The organism is Corynebacterium evansiae, assembly GCF_027570065.1.
In the GTDB taxonomy this organism is placed as follows: Bacteria; Actinomycetota; Actinomycetes; order Mycobacteriales; family Mycobacteriaceae; genus Corynebacterium; species Corynebacterium evansiae.
On record NZ_JAKMUT010000006.1, the window covers coordinates 45,665 to 66,165 of the forward strand.

Sequence of the window (20,501 nt, forward strand, 5' to 3'; positions counted from 1 at the left end):
AAATGTAGGCCAAAGTCTTGAAATGGACAGCTCTGTCTATATGATCTTTGGGTATGGCTAGTATCCGCAGGCAGGTTGCCGTATCCCAGTCCCTTTCGCTCTACACTCCCGGGCGCGTTCCGTTCTCCGTGGAGTTCATGCCGCCGCGCGACGACGCGGCCGAAGAGCGCCTGTGGAACGCGGCCGAGGCATTCCACGACCTCGGTGTGAGCTTCGCCTCGGTAACTTATGGCGCCGGCGGCAGTACCCGCGAGCGCACCCTGCGTGTCGCCGAGCGCCTGGGCACGAAGCCGCTGACAACCCTGGTGCACATGACGCTGGTGCAGCACACCAAGGAAGAGCTGCAAGACATGCTGCGCACCTATGCCTTGCTGGGGCTGACGAATCTGCTGGCGCTGCGCGGCGACCCGCCGGGGGATCCAAATGCCGAGTGGGTGCCCACCCCCGGTGGCTTGAACTATGCGGTGGAACTGATCGACATGATCCGCGAGATGCCCGAATGCGCCGACTTCGATATCGGCATCGCCAGCTTCCCCGAAGGCCACTACCGCACGGGTTCTTTGGAACAGGACACGGAATACACTCTGGCCAAGCTCCGCGCCGGGGCGCAGTACTCGATTACGCAGATGTTCTTCGATGTGGACCACTACCTGCGCTTACGCGATCGTCTGGCGAAGGCGGATCCGGAGCATGGGCAGAAGCCGATCATTCCGGGGCTGATGCCGATCACATCCCTGCGGAGTGTGCGCCGCCAGATGGAGCTGGCGGGTGCTGCTCTGCCACCGAAGCTGGAGAAGCGCCTGCTGGATGCTGCAGCCGGCGACGAGGTCGCAAACCGCGACGCCATCCGCGAGGTCGGCATCGAGGTGACCACCGAGATGGCCGAGCGCCTCATTGCCGAGGGGGTTCCGGACCTGCACTTCATGACGATGAATAACGTGCGCGCCACCCAGGAGGTCCTGCACAACCTGGGCATGGCTCCGGCGTGGGGGCCGGGGCTGGGGCACGACATGGTGCGTTAGCTGCGTGTGCGCTGCAAGATCCCGAACGGCCGGGGGTCCGCCGGGAACTTAAAGTTCCGCAGCACATCGGTGAACCCGGCCTTGCGATAAAGCTGCCAGGCTGCGTTGGCCTCGCCTTCCACCTCGGGTGTGGAGAGCATCACCGTGTTCTGTGGCGTTCGCTCTAGCAGGTCGTTCAGGATTGTGGTGCCGACGCCCTCACCCTGCGCCGGTGGAAGCACATGTATTTCGGATAATTCGGCGTAGGCATGCAGTATCCGGGTGGCCTCCGCGCGGGAGTGCCCGTTAAGCACTAGGCCGCGGGCGACTTGGCGATACCACCAGGTGTTCGGGGAGCCGCGGAAGGTAAAGCCGATGCCCACGCAGCGCTGGCGGGCGTTACCCGGATCCGGCTGTTCCTCCGCGCGGTGGAGGAGGGCCATGCTGCAGGTGAAGTCCGGCTGGGATCCGTTGTAGAACCACAGCGACTTGCGCTGGGCGTGCGTCTCGTTTGGATAGTCCATGGCCGCCAGGTGAATATCGATGAGCTCGTCGAGCCGGGTGATGAAGTGGCGATTGGTGGCGGGAACCACGGACACGCGCATGGGGGAATCGGCGGCGGAGGGTGTGCGGGGCGTGTCCTGGGGCATGGCTTCAATAGTGCCACTGCCGGGGGAGGCGTTGGAGGAAGATTGGCGCGAAAGATGCCAGTTAGAACAGGTGTTCTATTTTGAGTTGTGTTCTCGGTGGGATGTCCGAGGCGCTTCCTAGAGTGAGGTCTAATAGTCAAGGCGATAGGCCAAAAGGAAGAGGGGACAAGACCATGAACGAGAACATGCTGGCCCAACCCAAGCAGCTGGGGGCGCGGGCTCGTTACAGTCTCAGTCGCGGGGCGCGGGGGTTCCTGGACGAGGCGGAGCGCCAATTGGAGCTATCTCGATCGGAACTACGTGAGCCCGAGGCGATCGTCTATGCCTACCGAGCTGCCCTGCGGGCGGCAGGTGCGTTGATTGAGTGGGAGATGGCCACGCGAAAGCGTCGCCCTTCCGGGAGTGCGTGGGCGAAGCTGCGGGTTTTGCGCCCCGACTTGGAGGGTTGGGCAGAGACCTTTGAGGTGCACGCGCGGGTAGCGAGTAGGGCGGGGTTGGGGCTTAACCGAGGACTGCCGGAGAATGCGCGTGGCGCGATCTATCGCGATGCCTGCGATCTGGTGGATTTCGCCCGCGGGGCAGTAAATTACCTGCCGGAGGTTGCCTAGGGCGAAAAGTGGGCGTTGTTTGAAAACCGCAGGTTGATGTAGGGTGGATGGGTGAGAAGTGGGCGGAGTTCGCCCAGGCTGGAAACTTTCTTTACGCCTAAAGCGTTAGGAAGAGTAGCCGCAAACATTTGGGAGGTCGCGATGGCTCTATCGGAGCAAGAGCAGAGGATGCTCGCGGAGATCGAACGGGCGTTGATCGCCGAGGATCCACGCTTGGCAAAGCAGGCTTCCAATAGCGGCGAACAGACGATCAGCTTCAACATCCGCTCGATTGCGCTCATTGTCCTCGGTCTTGCGGTGATGGTCGGCGGCATTGCTGCGGCCCAGCTTTCGCTGTGGTTCGTAGCGTTGAGCGTGCTCGGGTTCCTGATCATGTTCGGCGGCGGCCTTCTGGCATTCCAGTCCAACGATGATCCGGAGACCGCAGCTATCAAGCGCTCCAAGTCTTCCAAGAGTGGCAAGCCCGGTGCGGCGAAGAAGGCTGGCTCGGGCCACTCCGGTGGCATCGGCGACAAGATGGAAGATAGCTTCCGTCGCCGCTTCGAGCGCTAGTCAAGCCCACCAGTTAGATCTAACTTAAGGAACCACCGTCCTCCACGCATGGAGGACGGTGGTTTTGTCGTATCTAGTCGAAACTAGGGGGAGCCTCCCCACTTCGCCCCACCTCAAGCCCTTTTGATCCCTCTGGTGTTGCGGGCGCGCGCATCCAAGCGTCGGAGGAGGGGTGGCTTGAATATTCCTACCTGCGCAAATGGCTCAGTTGGCTGAGATAAGGGGGTGGGGGAATGGTGGCGTCACAAAGAAAGAAGGGTGAGGGGCTGTGTGTGAAGGGGCGAGGGGCGAAGGGGTAAAGTCCAGCTTGAACGTTGTTGATGTGAAAAATATTGAGAAAAGGTGCGCAAAAACACCTCGTGTTGTGGAGTTTGTGGGGGAGAGTGGGGTAAAGTGGGGCTCGTTGGAGCAAAGCTGTGCCAACAACTCCAAACTTCATAGCGAAACCACTGGTCAGGGCAAGAAATCGCCCGCCATCCACGACATAGACGGCAAAACGAAACAAGAGATCTTCCAACGGAAAGGGGCCGATGCATGTTTTTCGGCACCTTCACGCCGAAGCTGGACGACAAGGGTCGACTGACCCTGCCGGCAAAGTTTCGGGAGGAGCTCGGTGACGGCCTGATGGTCGTGAAAGGGCAGGATCGCAGCCTGGCTGTGTACCCCAAGGCAGAGTTTCTGGTACGGGCGAAGAAGGCGGCTGAAGCCTCGCGCACGAACCCGAAAGCTCGCGCCTTCGTGCGCAACCTGGCGGCCAGCGCCGACGAGCAAACCCTCGATTCGCAGGGGCGCATCTCGGTCTCGGCGATGCACCGAAGCTACGCGGGTCTCACGAAAGAATGTGTTGTGATCGGCAACGTCGACTTCATCGAGATCTGGGATGCCGAAAGCTGGGCCGAGTACAGCGCGGAGCACGAAGAGGATTTCTCGGACGGCGACGATGAAGTGCTGGCGACATTCCTGTAGCCCCGAAGGCCTTAGCGCTTGACCAGATAAGACAAATTCATAGTGAAAACGGAGTGTGCGCAGGCCCTTACCTGCGTGGACGACGCGGAATCTTGACGTACTTCCCCAATGTCAAGCCCGCACCCACGCAGGTGAGGCCCTGTACGCACTCCTTTAGCTTTTGAGTCACATAAGTAGCTATGTGGCACATGAACTGCATAGCACCCCAAGAAACGCAGTGAGGGAAGGAGGGAACACCGATGAACGAAGAACGTGGAGCCGAGCAGCGCGAAGAGCACGGCCACACCCCAGTCATGCGCGACCGCATGGTCGAGCTCGTGGGGCTGGGCGTAAACAGCGAAAACGCGCCCGCCCACCCGGTCATCGTCGATGGGACCCTCGGCGCAGGCGGTCACAGCGAGGCCTTTTTGGACGCCTTTCCCCACGCAACCGTCGTCGGCCTAGACCGCGACCCCAACGCACTGGCGGAGGCCAATGAGCGCCTGGTGCGCTTCGGGGACCGCTTCGTTTCCTACCAGACCCGCTTCGATGGAGTAACCGAAGCGCTGGAGGACCTGATGGAACAGGGCAAACTCCCGGCCAGCGTGCGGGAGCACGGCATCTCCGGGTTTCTGTTCGACCTCGGAGTGTCCTCCATGCAGCTGGACCAGCCGGAACGCGGATTCGCCTACGCGGTAGACGCGCCGCTGGATATGCGCATGGATCCCAGCAGCCCGCTGACCGCCGCCGAGATCCTCAACACCTACAGCCACGGCGAGATCGCGCGCATCCTGAAGACCTACGGCGACGAGCGCTTCGCGGGCAAGATCGCCTCCGCGGTCGTCCGCGAGCGCGAGAAGCAACCCTTCGAGAACTCCGCGCGGCTGGTGGAGCTGCTGTACGCAACCATCCCGGCGGCATCGCGCCGCACCGGCGGCCACCCGGCGAAGCGCACCTTCCAAGCGCTGCGCGTCGAGGTGAACGCGGAGCTTGAGTCGCTGGAGAACCTGATCCCGGAGATCTCCCGCTGGCTACATGTCGGCGCCGTCGGCGTGTTCATGAGCTACCAGTCGCTGGAGGACAAGATCGTCAAGAAGGCATTGGTGCAGCTCAGCACCTCGAAGACCCCGCCGGGGTTGCCGATGGAGCTGCCCGGCATGGAAGCCGAGTTCGAGCTCAAAACCCGCGGGGCAGAGAAGGCCAGCGAGGCGGAGATCGAGCAGAACTCCCGGGCCGCCCCCGTGAGGGTGAGGGCCTACAGCAGGGTCAGCGACAGAGGGAAAACAACATTTCCGCTGGACACGCCCAGTTAGCTAGACAAAACACCTTAGAACCACTGATAGAAACAAACCCGGACCTCCGATAATTCGGAAGGAATCACATGACAGCACCAGGCACCATCCGCACCCGAGGCCAGCACACCGACCGCGATCGCACCACCGTAGCCGGTCGCGGCGTTGCCGACCGCTCACGCGCCAAGGTTCGCCCGGCGCGCTCTAGCCAGCGCACCGCCGAGCCGACCCGCCGCGGAAGTGCCTGGGATGCCAACCGCACCAGCGCCCCGGGGCGCAGTACTCGCCGCTTCGGCGGTAGCCGGGTGGGCTCGCGCCAGCAGGTCTCGGTCCGCGGGCGGCGCATCATTGCCCTGGAGCGCGGGAACCCGAAGCTCACCCGCCGCATCGTGCTGGCGGTTACTGTTTTCATCCTCGGCGTGGTTTCCATCATGGCGCTGTCCGCCGTCACGACTAAGCAGTCGTTCCAGATCTCCGATGCGCAGTCTCGAAGCACCACGTTGGAAAACGAGATCGAGAGTCTGAACCGGGACGTCGCCAACGCGAAGTCCTCCGCCAACATCGCCAAGGAAGCCAGCGAGATGGGCATGGTTACCCCGAAGCAGTCCGGCATTCTGGAGGATCGCGGCGGCAAGATCGAGGAAACCCGCCCGGCCAACGCTGAAGATGGCAAGGAAGTCGTCGACGTCAACGGCGAAACTAAGCGTCGTGGCGCAACCAGTGATCCGAACAAGACCGAACGCGTCGAGGGGCTGCACCCGGACCACCCGGTCCTTGCAGGTGACCGCGCCCCAGATGTAGACGTCAGCGGTCCTCGCAACAACCCACAGGGCAACGGTGGTCTTCCGTACTCCGGCGGCCCGGCGGGTCAGGCGCCTGCACCGGCGCCCGCGCCGGCTCCGGCAGCACCTGCTCCAGCACCGGCTCCTGCTCCAGCGCCCGCGGCGGAGGCGCCGGCCCCGGCGCCGAGCTAGGTCACCGCGGACAGCAAACCGAAAACTTCAGACACGCCGGGGCCAACCCCGGCCTGTTTTCGTATTTACGGGGACAATAACCAAGAGTGAATAGAAAGGAGGGCAACCACGTGTCCACACCCAACGACCGCCGCTCCCCGCGGACGGTTGACTCTAACTCGTGGTTGATCCTGGATACCTCCTTCGCGCGCTTTAACAAGCGCGTACGCCTTGTGTTCCTAGTCATTTTCCTGACGGTTTTCGCCCTGCTGCTGCGCCTCGCCTGGGTACAACTGGTCGCCGGCCCAACGCTGTCTAATCAAGCGCAGCTGCAGCGTACCTCGGTGATTACCGAACCGGCTCTGCGCGGAGGCATTACGGATCGCAATGGCCAGGTGCTGGCCTACACCATGGACGCACGCAGCCTCGCTGTGCTCCCGAAGCAGGCCGAAAAGCTCATGCAGGAAAGTTATGAAGAAAATCCCGAGGAGAACCCCGAGCCCAAGCAGCGCATCGAAGAGATCGCCAAGCGTCTGCCCGAGATGATCAATAAAGAAGGCGACGATATCGAGGAAGACGATATCCGCGACAAACTGACCAGCGATAGAAGTTACGAGGTGCTGGTGCGCAACGTCGACCCGGACGTTGCTGAGAAGGTTGGCGAGGAGTTCCCCGAGATCACCGTCGAACGCCAGGACCTGCGTCAATACCCCAACGGCGCGGTGGCGCAGAACATGATCGGCAAGATCAGTACCGATAACCAGGGGCAGTTCGGCCTGGAGCTGTCCCAGGATGCGCGCCTGCAGGGCATCAACGGTTCGCGCACCGTGGACATTGGAGGCGATGGCTACCAGATTCCGGGCTCCACCCGCGATGTGCACCCGGCCGTCAACGGCGATTCCTACGAGCTGACCATCGACCTGGACGCGCAGACCTATGTACAGCAGGCACTGCAACAGGCGCGCGAGAAGTCGGGCGCAAAATCCGCCTCGGCCGTCGTGCTGGATTCGAAGACCGGCGAGATCATCGCCATGGGCTCTAGCGATTCCATTGACCCGAACGGGGACATCGAAAAGCAGCTGAAGCGCAAGAAGGTCTTCGGCGATCGCGCCACGGCGGATTCCTTCGAGCCGGGCTCCGTGGCCAAGATCATGACCGCCGCGGCAGCCATCCAGGAGGGCAAGACTACCCCGGATGAGGTGCTTAAGGTCCCCGGCAGCATCGAGATGTCCGGCGTGACAGTGAAGGATGCATGGGACCACGGCGAGGTTCCGTACACCACCACCGGCATCTTCGGTAAGTCCTCGAACGTCGGCACCCTGATGCTCGCCGAGCGCGTGGGTGAGGAGAAGATGTACGAATACTTCCGCAAGTTCGGTGTAGGCCAGACTGCGGGCGTGGGGTTGCCGTACGAGGTTGCCGGCTACATGCCGGAGCTGAACCAGTGGTCCGGCGGCACTTTCGCCAACCTGCCGATCGGCCAGGGCATGTCCATGAGCCTGCTGCAGATGACCAGCATCTACCAGGCGCTGGCCAACGACGGCGTGCGCGTGGAGCCCAGGCTGATCAACAAGATCACCACGTCCGACGGCGCGGAGCTGGATTCCGACCCGGCGAAGGAGACCCGCGTGGTCTCCCCGGAGACTGCCCGCACGACCGTGGACATGTTCCGTGCGGTGACGCAGAAGGACGAAACCGGAGTTCAGCAGGGCTCTGGTGCGCCGGCGGCCATCGACGGTTACCAGGTTTCCGGCAAGACGGGCACGGCCCAGCAAGTCGACCCGGACACGGGCGCCTATTCGAACTCCAAGTACTGGATCAACTTCGCGGGTATCGCACCCGCCGACAAGCCCCGCTTCGTGGTTGGCATCATGCTGGATGACCCCGAGCGCGGTACTGACGGGGGCGCGGGTGGCAGCGCGGCGCCTCTGTTCCACGACATCATGGCGTGGATGCTCGACCACTACAACGTGCCGCTGTCCAAGGAAGCAGGACCAAAGCTGATGCTGGAGGCAAATCAATGACATCGCTGAAGCAGCTCGCCGAAATCTGCGGAGGAACCCTCACCGGCCCCTGGGAGGGTGTGGAGGTGACCTCTGCCGCGATCGGCTCTAATGATGTGCAGCCGGACGGCCTTTTCTGTGCTGTTCCTGGTTCGAAGGTCCACGGCGCGACCTTCGCCGCGGATAGCAAGGCGGCCGCCGTTCTTACCGACGCCGCAGGCCAGCGCATTATTGATGACGCCCCTACGCCGCTACCGTGCATTGTCGTGGACGACGTTCGCGAGTGGATGGGCGCGGTGTCTGCGGAGGTTTATGGCCACCCGGCACGCCAGCTGAAGACCATTGGCATCACCGGCACGTCTGGCAAGACCACCACCAGCTACCTGGTGGAGAAGGCTCTGCTGGATTCGGGGCTGCAGGTGGGGCTGATCGGCACCACCGGCACCCGCATCAACGGCCAGCCGATTCCGACCTCGCTGACCACCCCGGAGGCACCCACGCTGCAGGCGCTGCTGGCGCGCATGGTTGCCGAGGGTGCCACGCACCTAGTGATGGAGGTTTCCAGCCACGCCCTGCAGCTAGGCCGGGTGCGCGGAGTGCACTTCGACGTGGTGGCGTTTACGAACCTGAGCCAGGACCACCTGGATTTCCACCCGACGATGGAGGACTACTTCCAGGCGAAGGCGCTGCTATTCGAGCGCGTTGAGGACGGGAGGGTTCCGGGCACCGCTGTGATCTGCTGCGAGGACGAGTGGGGCGAGCGCATGCGCGCCATCGCCGCGAAGCACTCGCCGACCGTGGCGCTGTACCCCCAGGGCGGTGACCACACGACCGAAGCAGGCGGCCCGGTATGGTCCATTGCCTCCGCCGAAGTGACCCCCAGCGGCCGCCAGCACATTCGCCTGGACATCGCAGGCGGCGCCGAACCCCGCGAGCTGGATTACAGCATCGGCATGGCGGGCTCCTTCAACCAGGCCAACAGCTTGGTGGCGCTGGCCTGCATCGAGGCAGCTACGGGAGACGCGCTGACCAGCGACAGCGCCGCCGTACAGGCCCTGCAAGACGTGCAGGTGCCCGGCCGCATGCAGCTGGTCGAGGAGGGCCAGGACTTCCTGGCTATGGTTGATTATGCGCACAAGCCGGGCGCGGTTCAGGCCGTGCTGGGTAGCCTGCACGACTACCTGCCGGATCCGGAAGCCCGCATCGGAATCGTTCTCGGGGCCGGTGGAAACCGCGATCACGACAAGCGCGCGATCATGGGCCGCATCGCCGCGGAGCTGGCCGATGCGGTGTTCGTCACGGATGACAATCCCCGGGATGAGGAACCTTCCGCGATTAGAGAGGCTATTTACGCGGGGGCGCGAGAGGGCGTCCAGAAGAAAGAACAAGAACAACCAACAAACGGCGAGACCGTGTGCGAGATCGTGCCCGACCGTGCAGAGGCAATCGCCGCGGCTGTGGCGTGGGCACGCCCCGGAGACGCGGTGGTCGTGGCCGGTAAGGGGCACGAAAAGGGGCAGCTGGTGGCCGGCACGATGCACCCCTTCGACGATGTGGAGGAGCTGGCGGCAGCTCTGCAGAACCGGGTGCGGCAAGAGCGCGAGGCAGATAATGGTGAAGGTAGGCAGAAGCGATGATTGAACTAACAACCCAGAGAATCGCCGAGGTAACGGGCAGCACACTGATTAACGACGTGGATCCGCAGGCCGTAGTGACCGGCCCTGCGGAGTTCGATTCGCGCAAGATCACCCCGGGCGCGATCTTCATGGCCTTGCCCGGAGCCCGCGCCGACGGGCACGACTTCGCCGACGCTGCATTGCAGAACGGCGCCGCGCTACTGATCGTCGGCCGTCAGGTGGAGCAGCCCGCGCTGCTGGCGGCTCCGGTAGAGGTCAACGAGCAGACCTCCAACGCCACCGCCTTCGAATTCGACGTGGAAGGCCACGGCGCCGCAGTGCTGGCTGCCGTGGACAAGCTCGCGCGCTACAACACCGACGTACTGGCCGCCGAGGAAGGCATGGTCGTCGTCGGCGTTACTGGTTCCGCGGGCAAGACCTCCACTAAGGACCTGATCGGCGCGGTGCTGCGCGAGGCGGGGGAGACCGTCGCCCCGCCCGGCAGCTTCAACAACGAGATCGGCCTGCCGTACACCGCCCTGCGTGCCAGCCGCGACACGCGCTTTCTCGTCAGTGAGATGTCTGCCCGTGGCGTGGGCCACATCCAGCACCTGACGACCGTCACTCCACCGCGCGTGGGCGTGGTGCTGAACGTCGGCAGCGCCCACCTGGGCGAGTTCGGTTCCCGCCAGGCCATCGCGCAGGCGAAGGGCGAGCTCGTGGAGGCACTGCCAGCCGCCGCCGAGGGTGGCCTGGCCGTACTGAACGCCGACGACGACAAGGTCGCGGCGATGGATAAGCGCACCGCGGCGCGCGTTGTGCGCTTCTCCACGGAGGGCGCGACGGGTGCCGCGGGTGTCCCGGCGGATTACTACGCTACCGACATCGAGCTCGATGCCGTGGCCCGCGCCAGCTTTATGCTGCACCACCCGGCAGGTCAGCCGGTGCGCGTGGAGCTTTCGGTGTTCGGCGCCCACCAGGTCTCGAACGCGCTCGCCGCCGCGGCGGTTGGTATCGAGTTGGGTATTGACGCCGCCACGGTGGCATCTCTGCTGAGCTCTCACGTCGCCGCCAGCGTGAACCGCATGGACGTGCGCACCCGCGAATCCGACGGGGTGACCATCATCAACGATTCCTACAATGCCAACCCCGAATCCATGCGCGCGGGAATCGATGCGCTGGCTTACACGGCCAAGGGGCGCCGCGAGGCGGAAAGCTGGGCCGTGCTGGGGCAGATGGGCGAGCTGGGCGAGGACGCGAGCGACGAGCATGCCGAACTCGGCCACGTGTTGGCGCAGCGGCGCATCGACCACGCAGTGATCGTGGGCAACGGGGTGAACCAGCGTGCGCTGGCCAACGCCGCCCGGGAGAGTGGAGTGGAAACCCACGTTGTTGAGAACATCGACGGCGCGGTGAACTATCTAGACATGAGTTTGAACCCGCAGGATGTGGTGCTGATCAAGGCATCGTATTCGGACGGACTATGGGCCGTGGCAGAAGGACTGCTGATCGGCGAGGACCAAGGAGCTTAAAAATCCCATGTTGCAAATCTTTATCGCAGGTGCGGTCGCTTTCCTTGTGTCCGTACTGCTGACTCCGGTGCTGATCCGTTGGTTTTCCGCCGAAGGACTGGGCCAGGAGATCCGCGAGGAAGGCCCGAAGTCGCACTTCAAGAAGCGCGGCACCCCGACCATGGGCGGCATCGCCGTGCTGGCGGGCATCGTGTTCGGCTACCTGGTGGCCGTGCTGGTGGGTCTTATAACCACCGGCGCCGGGCCGGGCGTCAGCGGCTGGCTGGTGCTGGGGCTGACGCTTGCCTTGGGCGGGCTGGGTTTTGCCGATGACTACATCAAGCTGGTCAAGGGCCGGAACCTGGGCCTGAACGCGAAGGCGAAGCTCGTGGGGCAGCTGGTAACCGCGATTGTCTTTGGCCTGCTGATCCTGCAGTTCCCGAACGCGCACGGACTCACCCCGGGCTCCACGCACCTGTCGTTTGTCCGCGATATTGCGACGTTCGACATCGCCATCGGGCCGGCCATCGTGGGCATGGTTCTGTTCCTGATCTTCATCTACGTGATCATCTCCGCCTGGTCTAACGCAGTGAACCTGACCGACGGCCTGGATGGTCTGGCCAGCGGCGTGACCGCGATGGTCATGGGCACCTACGTGCTGATTACCTTCTGGCAGTTCCGTAACTCCTGTGCCGTCAGTGCACAGGCCGCCTGCTATGCGGTGCGTGACCCGTTGGACCTGTCGATGCTCGCCTCCGCCGGTCTGGGTGCCTGCCTGGGCTTCCTATGGTGGAATGCGGCTCCCGCGAAGATCTTCATGGGTGATACCGGCTCGCTGGCCCTTGGTGGCCTGGTGGCAGGCTTGTCCGTCACAACCCAGACTGAGCTGCTGATGATCCTGGTCGGCATCATCTTTGTCATCGAGGCTGCATCCGTGGTGATCCAGGTGGTCTCCTTCAAGGCCACCGGCAAGCGCGTGTTCCGCATGGCGCCGATCCACCACCACTTTGAAAACAAGGGGTGGGCGGAGACGACCGTCGTTATCCGCTTCTGGCTGCTGGCCGCGCTGGCGGCGATGTCCGGCTTCGCGATCTTCTACGCGGAGTGGCTCAACGGCGCCAGCTTCTAGGCCTGCCAGTGGCAGGCCCACAAACCCACAATTCGCTAGCAATGTAAGGACAACCCAGCCGTGGAATCGACACCCGCACTTCACCCCGCAGACGCCCTAGAAACCATGCGCACCCAGACCGTTCTGGTCGCGGGCGCGGGCGTGGCCGGGCGGGGCGTGATCTCCATGCTCTGCGCCCTCGGCGCCCGGCTGGTCCTGGTTGCAGACGATAACGCGCAGGCACTTGGCCACATCGCCGACGATGGGGAGACGGAGCTGCGGCTGCTGAATGTCTCCGACGCCATCGACTCCCTAGAAGACCTGGCCCCGCGGCTCGTCGTGACCTCCCCGGGCTGGAAGCCCGAATCCCCGCTGCTGGCCCGCGCCGCCGAGCTGGGAATCCCCGTGATTGGGGATATTGCCGCAGCCTGGCTGGCCGACCAAGCCGGGGCCTTCGGTGAGCCCCGCACATGGCTGGCGGTGACGGGAACGAACGGTAAGACCACCACCACGGCGATGCTGACCTCCATGCTGATCGCCGATGGGCGCGCCGCCCTGGCCGTGGGCAACATTGGCATTGCCCCTTCCGCCGCCCTGGCTGGCCAGCACCGCGGCGAACCCCGCTCCGACGTCTTTGTCGCCGAGGTATCCAGCTTCCAGCTGCACTGGGCGCCCATGTTCGAGCCCACCGTCGGCTGCATTCTGAACCTTGCCGAAGACCACCTGGATTGGCACGGGAGCTACGACAACTATTGCGCAGACAAGGCACAAGTCTTGACCGCTGAGGAGTCTGTCCTGGCCCTGGACGACTCAGACGTTGTGGCCACCGCACGCGCCCGCCAGGTCGCGGCGCGCAGTGGGTACACGATCCACGACCCTGAAGAGGTGGCGTCACAAAACACGGAACGAGTAGTCGGGGTGCGCGACGGGCGGCTGATCGAGGTCGTCATCGACGACCCGAGCCAAACCACGGACCTCGCTCCGGCGCAGGGGATTAGCCCTCCCGGGCCTGCAGGGCTTGCCGATGCCGCGGCGAGTGCGGCGATGGCGCGTGCGCTGGGCGTGGCTCCGGCGGCCATCGAAGCCGCGCTGGCCGGATTCAAGGTGCAGGCGCACCGCGGACAGGTTGTGCTGGAGCACGGAGGCGTTACCTGGATCGATAACTCGAAGGCCACCAACCCGCACGCCGCCGAGGCCGCGCTGCGGGGCCAGCGCAATGTGATCTGGGTTGCCGGTGGGCAGCTGAAGGGCGCGGCGGTCGACGGGCTAATCCGGGCGATCGGCGGCGCCCTCAAGGCAGTGGTGGCCCTGGGCGTGGATCGCGCGGAGCTCGTCGCCGAAGTGTCGCGGCAGCTGCCCGACCTGCCGGTCACTGTTATTGACGCCACCGATCCAGAAGAAGCGATGCGTGCCGTCGCCCGCGCCGCCCACGAGTTGGCGCAACCCGGCGACAGCGTGGTGCTGGCCCCGGCGGCAGCGTCGCTGGATATGTACACCGGCATGAGCCAGCGTGGCGACCTGTTCGCCCAGTATGCGGTGGCATATGCTGGGGCCGATAGAGCCGAACAGACGGCACAAGAGACTCAAGCAACACAGGAAAGGGGATAGGCGCGCGATGTCCACTCCGACGTCCAATTCGAAGCGCCGGCGCATCCCCGGCGCAGGGGAGAACAGCCCGCACGGCGAGCGACCCGAGCCGGAGCGCACGTCCGTGAGCCAGGAATCTGGCGGCGAGCGCGGCCTGGCATCCCTGCACCGCAAGTTCACCGCGCAGCTGGCCACCCCGCAGCTGAACTACAAGGTGCTGATGGTCGTCACGGCGTGCCTGACCATCCTGGGGCTCGTCATGGTGCTGTCGTCGTCGATGGTGACTTCCTACGCCAGCGGCTCGAGCGTCTTTGGTGAGTTTATTAAGCAGGCCGTGGTCGTATTCCTCGGATTGGTGGCTATGTGGGTGGCGCTACGGATGCGCCCGGAGACGATTCGCAAGTATTCCCCGTTGCTGCTGGGAGTTGCGATTGTGATGCTGATCATGGTGCTGATCCCCGGCGTTGGTATCGGTGGCGAAGAAGTCGGTTCGAACTCGTGGATTCGCATTGGCCCCGTTGGCGTGCAGCCCTCCGAGGTGGCGAAGTTAGCGCTGGCGGTGTGGGGAGCAGCCACGGTCTCCTACAAGGCACGTGCCACACAGCGCCTCAACTCCGGCCTCGGCGCCTTCCTGATCGTGAGTGCTGCGATCGTGGCGTTGGTGTTCCTGCAGAAAGACCTTGGCATGGCGTTCTCCGTATGCATCGTGGTCGCCGCACTCATCTTCTTCGCCGGTGTTAGTCGCCGGGCCATTACCTCGGTGCTGGGAAGCGTCGCGGTGCTGGGCGTGTTCTCGATTACCCGTCAGAGCTTCCGCGGTGATCGTATTAAGACGTGGAAGGACGCCCTGACGCTGAACTTCAGCGAGTCCACGACCCAAGGTGCGGCCTACCATTCCCACCAGGGCATTTTGTCTCTGTCTGACGGTGGGATGTTCGGCGTCGGTTTGGGACAGTCCCGAGCAAAGTGGTTCTACCTGCCAGAAGCAAAGAATGATTTTATTTTTGCCATCGTGGGCGAGGAGCTGGGGCTTCTTGGTGCATTCTTCGTTGTGTTCCTGTTTGGAATGCTGGGCTGGTTCGGGATTCGCACAGCCCTGGCGCAAAAGGATCCTTTCCTGCGGCTGCTGGCGGCAACGCTGACCATCGGTATTTCCGTGCAGGCTTTCTTCAACATGGGCTACGTTGTGGGCCTGCTGCCGGTGACCGGCATCCAGCTGCCGCTGATCTCCGCCGGCGGTTCGTCGGCGATCATCACCCTCCTTTCCATGGGGTTGCTGTGCAACTGTGCCCGTAACGAGCCGGAGACGGTCTCCTCCATGCAGCATGAAGGCCGCCCCCTCATCGATCGGATTCTCATGCTGCCGGAGCCGCAGGGATACAAGGCGGGCGAGCAGCGCCGTAACGAGCGCCGCGAGACGGCCTATAGCTACGGCGAGCCGGTTACCCGCCAGCGGGCGAGCGCTGGCCGGGGGAGCCAGGACGTCCGCCGCGAACGCGACCGGGTGGAGCAGTCTATCCGTCGCGTCGGCGGCGAGTCGCGTCTGCGTGGCTACGATGGAGTGCGAAGGCAGGACCTGCCACCCACTGCGACCCCGAAGCCGATCCCGCGTAGCCGTCACCGGGCGGACGAGGCGGGGCCGCCGAGGGCTCGCAAGACTCGCAGAACTATCGATAACCGACACAGGAGGCGCTAGCCAAAGTGAACCCGAAGCCAGAAGCCGACCGGAAGCTATCAGTCGTCGTTGCCGGCGGCGGAACGGCCGGGCACATTGAACCCGCCATGGCCGTGGCAGAGGCAGTTCGCGCGCAGCGCCCCGACGCGCGCATCACCGCGCTGGGCACCACCCGTGGCCTGGAGACCACACTGGTGCCGGCACGCGGCTTCGACCTGGAGCTGATCCCGCCGGTGCCGGTGCCGCGCAAGGTGAACAAGGACCTGGCTACACTGCCGCTGCGCCTGCGCAAGGCACTGAAGGAGACGAAGCGGGTGCTGCGCGAGGTGAAGGCCGACGTGGTGATCGGCTTCGGTGGCTATGTTTCCGCTCCGGCCTACTTGGCGGCGCGTTCCCTCAAGATTCCCTTCTTCGTCCATGAGGCCAATGCCCGCGCGGGCGTGGCCAACAAGCTGGGAGTGAAGTTGGGCGGAACTGGCCTGGCGGCAGTCGAGGATTCCGGCCTGGACGCCGAGATCGTGGGCATCCCCGTGCGCGAATCCGTGCTGAAGATGGACCGCAAGGCCCTGCGTGCGGAGGCCCGCGAGTTCTTCGGTGTGGATCCGGAAGCCCCGCTGCTGCTGGTCACCGGCGGTTCGCAGGGCGCGCGCAGTATCAACAACGCGGTGGTGGATGCTGCGAAGACCTTGCAGGACGCGGGCATCGGGGTGCTGCACGCCTACGGCAAGAAGAACGAGATTGAGCTGCCCGCGGAGGTCAAGGAGGGCACGCCTCCCTACGTGGCCGTCCCGTACATCGAGCGCATGGACCTGGCGCTGGCCGCCGCGGACGCGATCCTCTGCCGTTCGGGCGCAATGACCGTTGCCGAGGTCTCCGCTGTCGGCCTGCCGGGCATCTACGTGCCGCTGCCGCACGGCAACGGCGAGCAGGAACTTAATGTCCGCCCGATAACCCACGCCGGCGGCGGGGTGATCATCAAGGATGCCGAGCTCACCGGCCACCGCGTTTCCCAGGAAGTCATCCCGTTGCTGCGCGACGAAACCCGCTGGCACGCCGCCAGCCTGGCAACGCTGGCCGCAGGCCACAGGGACGCTGCCGAGAAGATCGCCGAGAAGATCATCGCAGCCGCCGAAGCTTAGCCCCAGTACAGCCCCAGTACAAACCATTCCTCCCTTCTAGAAAGGCATCTTCTTCCACGATGAGCGAGCAGCCTCAGACCACGGACCTCTCCCGCGTGCACATGGTGGGCATCGGCGGTGCCGGCATGTCCGGTATCGCCCGCATCCTGCTGGACCGCGGCTACCAGGTCAGCGGGTCGGACATGAAGGAGTCGCGCAGCATCATGGCGCTGCGCGCGGCCGGCGCGCAGATTCAGGTGGGGCACGCGGCGGAAAACCTGCGCTTGCTGGGGGAGATGCCCACGGTGGTCGTCACCTCCTTCGCTGCGATTCCGCAGGATAACCCAGAGCTCGTCGGCGCCCGCGAGGCAGGCATTCCGGTGCTCCGCCGCTCCGACATTCTGGCGCTGTTGCTGCAGGATCGCCGTGCTTTCCTGCTGGCGGGTACGCACGGCAAGACCTCTACGACGTCGATGGCCGTGGCGGCGTTGCAGGCCGCGGGGCAGGATCCCTCTTTCGCCATCGGCGGCCAGCTGAACCGTGCGGGCACGAATGCCCACAACGGCACAGGCGAGATTTTCGTGGCCGAGGCCGACGAGTCCGACGGCTCCTTCCTGTCCTACTCGCCCGAGATCGCGGTGGTCACGAACATCGAGCCCGACCACCTGGATTACTTCAAGACGGAAGCGGCCTACCGGGAGGTCTTCGAGAAGTTCGCCCACCGCATCGTGCCGGGCGGCTTCCTGGTCGCGTGCCTGGACGATCCGGGTTCGGCCGCGCTCGCCGAGAAGCTTATCGCCGGTGCCGAGGCCGGCGAACCTTTGCCGTTTAGCGTTGTTGGCTATGGCACTGCCGAAGCTTGTGACGCCCACTCTTCCGTGCCCCCAGCAGCGATCATCGAAAGCACGGAGGTGACCGCCGAGGGAACCGTTTCCGCCTTGCGGCTGACTGAGGCCGTGAACGGAGCCGCGCAGCAGGGTGCTGGCAAGGGCGCTGGCACCTATTCGCTGCGCGTGGCCATTCCGGGCATCCACATGGTGCTGAATGCCACCGCGGCCGTGCTGGGCAGCGCGCTGCTGGGCGCGGACGTGGAGAAGGTCATCGCGGGCATCGGTGGTTTCGACGGCGTGCGCCGCCGCTTCGAATACCACGGCACTCGCCGGGACGTGGAGGTCTACGACGACTACGCACACCATCCGACCGAGGTCGCGGCCGTCCTGTCGGCCGCACGTCAGCGGGTGGAAGCCCGAGGTGGGCGCATCGTGGCCGTCTTCCAGCCGCACCTGTACTCCCGCACGATCAACTTCGCCGACGAGTTCGCCGAGGCCCTGTCTCTGGCCGACCAGGTGGTGCTGCTGGACATCTTCGGCGCCCGCGAGGAGCCGGTGGAAGGCGTGGATTCGCGCATCATCGGAGACAAGATCGATGCCTCCACCGAGTGCGTGTTTGAGCCCGACTTCTCGCGCGTGGCCGGCGTAGTCGCCGGGCTGGTGCAGCGTGGCGACATGGTGCTGACGATTGGCGCGGGCACCGTGACGATGCTGGCGGACGAGATTCTGCTGGAGCTGGACCGTGGTGATCGCGGGTGAGTAGGGCGTCAAGAACAAAGAACAAGAGGAACCAGCAGAGCCAGAAGGGCCGCAACACGCCGCGAAAGCGCCTGCAGTGGCTCGTCGCGGGGATCGTCGCGTTGGTTGTGCTGCTGGGCGTGGTTGCGTATGCGGCGCCCATCGTGAAGGTGTCGCAGATCGATGTGCAGGGCACGACGAACGCGGATCCGCAGGCGATCCGGGAGGCCAGCGCCATTAATGCGGGCGATAACATGCTGCGCCTGGACATGGCAGAAGCCGCCAAGGGCGTATCTGCCGTGCCGTGGGTGGAGAAGGTGACCGTTAAGCGCTCCTGGCCCACCACGGTGACGGTCGATGTGACCGAGCACCAGGCCATCGGCTACGTCATGGATGGCGACACGCCACACGTAGTGGACGAAAATGGGCAGGTGTTCTTGACGGGTGTGAAGCCTGAAGGGGCTTTCGAGTTTAAGAAGACTAAGGCCGATGATGCCCGGGCTATCGACGCGGCGACGAAGGCGTTGACTGCGCTTTCGGATGATCTGCGCGGGAAGCTGGAGGGGATCGAGGCTGAGTCGGCGGACAGCATTCGCCTCTTCTTCCCTAATCAGGCTGTGTATTGGGGCTCGGCAGATAGGGCGGATGAGAAGGCCGAGGCGACCCGAATTGTGTTGGGACGCGAGGGAAATTGGAACGTTTCGAACCCCGCCATGCCCACCGTCAGGCAGGGCTGAAGTGGGGATGAAACCCCAGTTTAAGCTTTAAGTTGAACTTTAAGGATACGACACGCCACCAAAAATGTGCACCGCTAAATGCTTGACGGCTAGGAAGATGGACGCAACAGCAAACCGGTAAACCGCAAAGCACGAAAAATTCTTTAGGAAGGCGGACAAGCGCACATGACGAATCCTGGAAACCACCTCGCCGAGATCAAGGTGGTCGGTGTCGGCGGCGGCGGAGTAAACGCCGTCAACCGCATGATCGACGAGCAGCTGCAGGGCGTGGAGTTCATCGCCATCAACACCGATGCACAGGCTCTGATGCTGACCGATGCGGACATCAAGCTGGACATCGGCCGCGAGGAGACCCGCGGCCTGGGCGCCGGCGCTAACCCGGACGTTGGCCGCAAGTCCGCAGAGGACCACAAGGACCAGATCGAAGAGATCCTGGCTGGTGCCGACATGGTGTTCGTTACCGCAGGCGAGGGTGGCGGCACCGGCACGGGTGCAGCCCCGGTCGTGGCGAACATCGCGAAGAAGCAGAACGCCCTGACCGTCGGCGTGGTTACCCGCCCCTTCGGCTTCGAAGGCCGTCGCCGCAGCAAGCAGGCCATGGAGGGCATCGAGGCCCTGCGCGAGGTCTGCGACACGCTGATCGTTATCCCCAACGACTCGCTGTTGAAGATGTCCGAGGAACAGCTGTCCATGATGGAGGCCTTCCGCAAGGCCGATGAGGTGCTGCTCAGCGGTGTTGAGGGCATTACCAAGCTGATCACCACCCCGGGTGTGATCAACGTGGACTTCGCCGACGTGCGCTCCGTCATGACCGACGCGGGCTCCGCCCTCATGGGCATCGGCACCGCCCGCGGTGATCAGCGTGCGGTCAAGGCCACCCAGGCGGCCATTAACTCCCCGCTGCTGGAGAGCACCATGGAGGGTGCGAAGGGTGTGCTGCTTTCCTTCGCTGGCGGCTCCGACCTGGGCCTGCTGGAGGTTTCCCAGGCCGCGGATCTGGTGGAGGAGAAGGCCGACGAGGACGTCAACCTGATCTTCGGCACCATCATCGACGACCAGCTGGGCGACGAGGTCCGCGTGACGGTCATCGCCACCGGCTTCGACGATTCCCCGTCCGCGACGTCCAACAACCAGCGCTCCGGTGCGCACCACGCGCAGGAGAGCGCGGGCGCGGCTGCAGGCGCCGGCGCTGCACAGTCGACCAACCTGTTCGGCGGCCAGGAGGCCCCGCAGGCTGGCCAGAACTCCCAGTACGCAGTGCAGGGGCAGGAAGCCCCGCAGGCGGGCTCCGCGCAGGCGGGCTCCGCGCAGGCGGGCTCCGCGCAGGCCGATCCGGCCACACCGCAGGCTGGCACCCAGTCCAGCTTCGCGCAGCGCCGTGGCACCGTGCCGCAGCACGCGCAGCCGGAGCCGCAGTCCAACCAGGGCGGTGGCCTGTTCACTTCCGCTGCGCAGCAGCCGCAGAACTCCACCAACTCTGGCGTGGATCTGACTGAGGAAGAGGACGACCTGGATCTGCCGGACTTCAACTAGTCCGCCGGATACCACCTCGCCAGATGCAGCCAGATGCAGCCAGA

At 64.4% G+C, this 20,501-nt stretch carries 17 protein-coding genes; 16 read left to right on the forward strand and 1 reads right to left on the reverse strand.

Annotated elements, in window-relative coordinates:
* The first annotated feature begins 53 nt into the window (after positions 1–53).
* Positions 54–1,022: a methylenetetrahydrofolate reductase [NAD(P)H] gene (gene metF / locus L8V00_RS07300; protein WP_269944635.1), complete on the forward strand. Its 969-nt coding sequence runs from the start codon at positions 54–56 to the stop codon at positions 1,020–1,022.
* Here the strand turns inward: metF and L8V00_RS07305 are convergent.
* The gene (locus tag L8V00_RS07305) at positions 1,019–1,651 is read right to left on the reverse strand and encodes a GNAT family N-acetyltransferase (RefSeq protein ID WP_051876276.1); all 633 of its coding nucleotides are present in this window, start codon (positions 1,649–1,651) and stop codon (positions 1,019–1,021) included. The two genes, metF and L8V00_RS07305, sit on opposite strands and share 4 nt — an antisense overlap.
* A gap of 173 nt (positions 1,652–1,824) precedes the next feature.
* Here L8V00_RS07305 and L8V00_RS07310 point away from each other — a divergent pair, with 173 nt between their 5' ends.
* The 15 genes from L8V00_RS07310 to ftsZ all read left to right on the forward strand — a co-directional run bounded on the left by L8V00_RS07310 (position 1,825) and on the right by ftsZ (position 20,457).
* A complete protein-coding gene (locus tag L8V00_RS07310; RefSeq protein ID WP_269944636.1) occupies positions 1,825–2,259 on the forward strand; it encodes an SAV_6107 family HEPN domain-containing protein in 435 nt (144 codons plus the stop codon).
* A 141-nt stretch (positions 2,260–2,400) separates the two neighbouring features.
* On the forward strand, positions 2,401–2,811 hold the full coding sequence (locus tag L8V00_RS07315; RefSeq protein ID WP_269944637.1) for a DUF3040 domain-containing protein: 411 nt from the start codon (positions 2,401–2,403) through the stop codon (positions 2,809–2,811).
* Positions 2,812–3,345: 534 nt separating this feature from the next.
* A complete protein-coding gene (gene mraZ, locus L8V00_RS07320; RefSeq protein WP_034986508.1) occupies positions 3,346–3,777 on the forward strand; it encodes a division/cell wall cluster transcriptional repressor MraZ in 432 nt (143 codons plus the stop codon).
* A 239-nt stretch (positions 3,778–4,016) separates the two neighbouring features.
* A complete protein-coding gene (rsmH, locus tag L8V00_RS07325) occupies positions 4,017–5,069 on the forward strand; it encodes a 16S rRNA (cytosine(1402)-N(4))-methyltransferase RsmH (RefSeq protein WP_269944638.1) in 1,053 nt (350 codons plus the stop codon).
* A 68-nt stretch (positions 5,070–5,137) separates the two neighbouring features.
* Positions 5,138–6,022 (forward strand): cell division protein FtsL, encoded by an 885-nt coding sequence (gene ftsL, locus L8V00_RS07330; protein ID WP_269944639.1) that lies wholly within the window; start codon positions 5,138–5,140, stop codon positions 6,020–6,022.
* Between the two features lie 110 nt (positions 6,023–6,132).
* The gene (locus L8V00_RS07335; RefSeq protein ID WP_269944640.1) at positions 6,133–8,025 is read left to right on the forward strand and encodes a peptidoglycan D,D-transpeptidase FtsI family protein; all 1,893 of its coding nucleotides are present in this window, start codon (positions 6,133–6,135) and stop codon (positions 8,023–8,025) included.
* Positions 8,022–9,641 (forward strand): UDP-N-acetylmuramoyl-L-alanyl-D-glutamate--2,6-diaminopimelate ligase, encoded by a 1,620-nt coding sequence (locus L8V00_RS07340; protein WP_269944641.1) that lies wholly within the window; start codon positions 8,022–8,024, stop codon positions 9,639–9,641. Before L8V00_RS07335 ends, L8V00_RS07340 begins: the two co-directional genes overlap by 4 nt.
* Positions 9,638–11,152 (forward strand): UDP-N-acetylmuramoyl-tripeptide--D-alanyl-D-alanine ligase, encoded by a 1,515-nt coding sequence (locus tag L8V00_RS07345; protein WP_269944642.1) that lies wholly within the window; start codon positions 9,638–9,640, stop codon positions 11,150–11,152. Before L8V00_RS07340 ends, L8V00_RS07345 begins: the two co-directional genes overlap by 4 nt.
* Before the next feature lie 7 nt (positions 11,153–11,159).
* The gene (gene mraY, locus L8V00_RS07350) at positions 11,160–12,260 is read left to right on the forward strand and encodes a phospho-N-acetylmuramoyl-pentapeptide-transferase (RefSeq protein ID WP_269944643.1); all 1,101 of its coding nucleotides are present in this window, start codon (positions 11,160–11,162) and stop codon (positions 12,258–12,260) included.
* A gap of 60 nt (positions 12,261–12,320) precedes the next feature.
* Positions 12,321–13,847, forward strand: coding sequence for a UDP-N-acetylmuramoyl-L-alanine--D-glutamate ligase (gene murD / locus L8V00_RS07355; protein WP_420840049.1), 1,527 nt, complete (start codon positions 12,321–12,323; stop codon positions 13,845–13,847).
* Positions 13,848–13,854: 7 nt separating this feature from the next.
* Positions 13,855–15,522, forward strand: a complete 1,668-nt coding sequence (gene ftsW / locus L8V00_RS07360) for a putative lipid II flippase FtsW (RefSeq protein ID WP_269944645.1) — start codon at positions 13,855–13,857, stop codon at positions 15,520–15,522.
* A 5-nt stretch (positions 15,523–15,527) separates the two neighbouring features.
* The gene (gene murG, locus L8V00_RS07365) at positions 15,528–16,640 is read left to right on the forward strand and encodes an undecaprenyldiphospho-muramoylpentapeptide beta-N-acetylglucosaminyltransferase (protein WP_239316609.1); all 1,113 of its coding nucleotides are present in this window, start codon (positions 15,528–15,530) and stop codon (positions 16,638–16,640) included.
* Between the two features lie 59 nt (positions 16,641–16,699).
* Complete coding sequence (gene murC / locus L8V00_RS07370) at positions 16,700–18,208, forward strand: UDP-N-acetylmuramate--L-alanine ligase (RefSeq protein WP_035005457.1); 1,509 nt, start codon at positions 16,700–16,702, stop codon at positions 18,206–18,208.
* Entirely contained in the window at positions 18,205–18,924 is a 720-nt protein-coding gene (locus L8V00_RS07375) for a cell division protein FtsQ/DivIB (protein ID WP_239316613.1), read from the forward strand. The genes murC and L8V00_RS07375 overlap by 4 nt, the downstream gene beginning before the upstream one ends.
* A 165-nt stretch (positions 18,925–19,089) precedes the next feature.
* Positions 19,090–20,457 (forward strand): cell division protein FtsZ, encoded by a 1,368-nt coding sequence (ftsZ, locus tag L8V00_RS07380; RefSeq protein ID WP_269944646.1) that lies wholly within the window; start codon positions 19,090–19,092, stop codon positions 20,455–20,457.
* Positions 20,458–20,501: the final 44 nt, after the last annotated feature.